Annotated in this window: 4 protein-coding genes; all 4 read right to left on the bottom strand. The window is 73.0% G+C overall.

What is annotated here, in order from left to right:
* Nucleotides 1-181 precede the first annotated feature (181 nt).
* The 4 genes from LCD33_RS27755 to LCD33_RS27740 all read right to left on the bottom strand — a co-directional run bounded on the left by LCD33_RS27755 (nt 182) and on the right by LCD33_RS27740 (nt 3,183).
* A complete protein-coding gene (locus LCD33_RS27755) occupies nt 182-1,117 on the bottom strand; it encodes a phosphotransferase family protein (RefSeq protein WP_224978457.1) in 936 nt (311 codons plus the stop codon).
* Between the two features lie 207 nt (nt 1,118-1,324).
* Entirely contained in the window at nt 1,325-1,798 is a 474-nt protein-coding gene (rraA, locus tag LCD33_RS27750; protein WP_224957701.1) for a ribonuclease E activity regulator RraA, read from the bottom strand.
* A gap of 150 nt (nt 1,799-1,948) precedes the next feature.
* On the bottom strand, nt 1,949-2,701 hold the full coding sequence (hypB, locus tag LCD33_RS27745) for a hydrogenase nickel incorporation protein HypB (RefSeq protein WP_224957702.1): 753 nt from the start codon (nt 2,699-2,701) through the stop codon (nt 1,949-1,951).
* 140 nt (nt 2,702-2,841) lie between these two features.
* Entirely contained in the window at nt 2,842-3,183 is a 342-nt protein-coding gene (locus LCD33_RS27740) for a Rieske 2Fe-2S domain-containing protein (RefSeq protein ID WP_224957703.1), read from the bottom strand.
* Nucleotides 3,184-3,399 lie beyond the last annotated feature (216 nt).

Here is a 3,399-nt window from a genome sequence, read left to right as displayed (position 1 = left end):
ACCCCACATCGCGGACCGCCGCACCCCCAACGGCTGAGCGCCCACCGCCGCTCCCCTCTCCTGTCAGCGGCGAAGCCGCTGGGCAGCGACCACCTGGTCAACCGGACCACCCGCGGGTTCCCCGCGTTCTCCTCGCGAGGAGGACGCTGAGGTCCACCCCGCCCCTGATCAGCAAGAGCCCTCACACCCGCCGGAGCCAGGTGTCGAAGTGCCGGTGCCGCAACGCGTAGCGGCAGCGCAGCAACCGCCACTGGCCGTACCCGGTGAACCCGGCGGGCCGGTGCACGCGCGCCCCGGCCAGCAGCGCCCACGTCCCCACCGCCAGGTCGTCGGCGACGGCGTTGAGCCGGTAGCGGGCGAGGCGCTGCTGATCGGGTCTGCCGTCGACGACCTCCGCGGCCCGGCGCCACTCGTCGTCGAGCTGGCAGGTCTCCACCAGCATCGCCGCGAGGTCGTGGTGCGGGTCCGCGTTGCCCGCGAAGTCGAAGTCGACCAGCCGCACCTCCCGGCCGGGGCCGACCAGCACGTTCGACGGGCTGCCGTCCCGGTGGCAGGGCCGCGAGTCCCGGCCGGCCGCCCGCAGCGCCGCGCCGATCCGGCGCACCCGCTCCCGCATCCAGGTGAAGTCCACCGGCAGCGGGACGCCCGCGGCCGCGGCGGCCTCCGACCACCGCTCGACGTCCTCGAACACGTCCCGGTCGACGGGCATCGCCGGGCCGCGGTGCAGCACCCGCTTCGCCGCGACGACCGCGCCGAGCACCTCGGGTTCCCGCAGGTGGTGCGGCTGCAGCGCCTGGAAGGTGGCGGGCAGCCGCTCGTAGCCGACGGCCCCGGCGGCGACGGCGCGGACGGCGGGCGCGACACCGGTGGTGTGCGCGACGGCCGCGCAGTCGGCGGCGCTCCCGGTGTCGACGAGCTCGGCGAGGGCCTCGGGCAGCACCGTCGCGAACCAGCCGTCGCACTCACCGGTGAGGAACAGGCAGTCGTGCACGGCGGCCTGCCGGGTGCGGTCCAGCCGCGGCGGCACCGCCCGCTCGTACTCGACGTCGTGGCGGCCGGTCAGGGCGTGCACCGCACGCCGGGTCCGCGGCTCCCGCGTGTCTGGACCGGCGCTCATCCGGCAACGCTTCCCACTCCTCGGACGTTAGGAGCGGGAACCGTCAGCTCTGCTACGCGCGCGTGTCCGGCCGGTCAACTGCCGCGGCGCAGATGTCCGGCAGGTAACCGAACCGGACATCCGGGGCGGTCCGCGCGCGATCCGGTCGTCCGCCGAGGTGAACGGCCCGTGTCCGGCCGGGCGACCGGGCCGTTCACCTGGGCCGGATCACGGTTCGGCGAGGACGACGACGCCGTCGTGGTCGCTCACCAGGTATTCGCCGGGCACGAACCGCACCCCGCCGAGCTCCACCGGCTCGTCGACGACGCCGTCGCCGGTCTTGCCGCTCTTGCGCGGGTTCGAGCCGAGCGCCTTCACGCCGAACTCCATCCCGGCCAGCACCGCGGTGTCGCGCACCGCGCCGTTCACCACGATGCCGGTCCAGCCGTTCGAGCGGCCGAGCTCCGCGATCAGGTCACCGACGAGCGCGGTGTGCACCGAACCGGCGCCGTCGATCACCAGCACCTGGCCCTCCCCCGGCTCGGAGAGCACCTTCTTGAGCAGCGCGTTGTCCTGGAAGCAGGTGACCGTGCGGATCCGCCCGGCGAACACCTCCCGCCCCCCGTACTGCCGGAACTGCACATCGCAGCTGCGGATGGCCGGTCCTTCGCGGTCCGCGAGGTCGGCGGTCGACAGGTCCATCACAGTCTCCTCGGCTGGGCCACCGGCGCCCGCGGCGCCGGACCTTCCCGGGCGCCGAGCCGACGCGGGCGACCGCGCCCGGAGCATGATCCGGCGAGCGTATCCGCCGATCAGCGCGCGGAGCGGGCCGGGCGAGCAACGCCACAGCGCTCACGCGGGGATGGGCGCGGTCCCGTCGTGGTGCGCGCGCAGCCAACGGCACCATTCGCCGATCCCCTCGCCGCGTTTCGCGGACAACCGCAACACGCGGATCCGCGGATTGATGCGCTGCGCGTGCGAGATGAATCGGTCCACGTCGAAATCGAGGTGCGGCAGCAGATCCACCTTGTTCAGCAGCACCAGATCGGTGCTGCGGAATACGTGCGGATATTTCAGCGGTTTGTCCTCGCCTTCGGTGACCGAGGCGATCAGCACCCGGTGGTGCTCGCCGAGGTCGAACAACGCGGGCGCGGCGAGATTCCCGATGTTCTCGATGAACACCAGCGACCGCCCGGCCGGTTGCAGCGACCGAAGTCCTTCGTCGACCATGTCGGCGTCGAGGTGCCCGCCGGAACCGGTGTTGATCTGCACCACGCGGCAGCCCGCGGCCCGCAGCCGGTCGGCGTCCAGGTGGGTCTCCTGGTCCCCTTCTATCGCCGAGATCGACACGGTCGAGCCGAGCTCGCGCAGCGTCCGCTCCAGGAGGGTGGTCTTCCCCGAGCCGGGCGAGCTCATCAGGTTCAGCGCGAGAATCCTGCGCCGTGCCAACGAGTTCCGCGTCCGCTCCGCCAACGCGTCGGAGATCCGCTGCCGGGGGACCGCACCGTCCGAAGCGGACGGTCCTTCGTGACCGCACGGCTCGGGGAAGTCCGGACCCGACACCCGGACCCCGGCGCGGCCCGCTGCTGCGTACCCACCGCGCATGGTCTCTCACACCTCCAGCTGCGGCGTCCGGGCGGATTCCGGCTGATCCGTCCAGACGCGGCAAAGATCATCTCATCGTCGCAGAGAACGGTTCGGTTCTCCATACCGGAATGGCCCGCGAAACGCGCTCCGCACGCACATCACGCGGATAGAGCAATGCGCGCGGAACCTTCGGAAACGGTCAGTGACCTAGCGGCGAGCCGGAACCGAGCACGTTTCCTGCCGACTCCCCCGGCGGACACGTCGAATGGTTCCGCGCACCCGGCGCACCACAGCAGATCCCCCAGCAACCGGCCGCCGCCGATGGGCAGCGCGCACTGCGGGCATTCGTCGCGGAACGCGCGCACGACGCCGTCCGCATTGCACACCGCGATGAATTCCCCACCGATCTTGGTGGTCACGACCTCCCCCGGAGCGAGGTCCGACACCCCCGGCACCGGCACCCACGACTGCGCGGGACGGCTGTTCTCGGACGACACCATGCGGGCCTGCTTCCTGCGACGACGCCGTGCTGCGGTGTGCCCCAAGCTACGACCGCGCCGCGACGGCCCACAACTCGATGTCCCCTCGTCCGGAGGACGCCGAACAACGCGAAGGCGGGGCGGGGGGGGGGCCCCCCCCCCCCCCGGGGGGCCCCCCCCGCGGCCCCCCGGGGGGGGGGCGGGGGTGGGGGCAACCCCGGGCGGGCGGCCCAAGCG

Origin of the sequence: Saccharopolyspora sp. 7B (assembly GCF_020177435.1) — a bacterium.
Lineage (GTDB): Bacteria > Actinomycetota > Actinomycetes > Mycobacteriales > Pseudonocardiaceae > Saccharopolyspora_C > Saccharopolyspora_C gregorii.
This window is presented reverse-complemented; position numbering and strand designations above follow the sequence as displayed.

Coding starts and splice junctions, on each gene's coding strand:
- hypB (WP_224957702.1), bottom strand. CDS start 2,701: ATGCGCGGTGGGTACGCAGCAGCGGGCCGCGCCGGGGTCCGGGTGTCG.
- rraA (WP_224957701.1), bottom strand. CDS start 1,798: ATGGACCTGTCGACCGCCGACCTCGCGGACCGCGAAGGACCGGCCATC.
- LCD33_RS27755 (WP_224978457.1), bottom strand. CDS start 1,117: ATGAGCGCCGGTCCAGACACGCGGGAGCCGCGGACCCGGCGTGCGGTG.
- LCD33_RS27740 (WP_224957703.1), bottom strand. CDS start 3,183: ATGGTGTCGTCCGAGAACAGCCGTCCCGCGCAGTCGTGGGTGCCGGTG.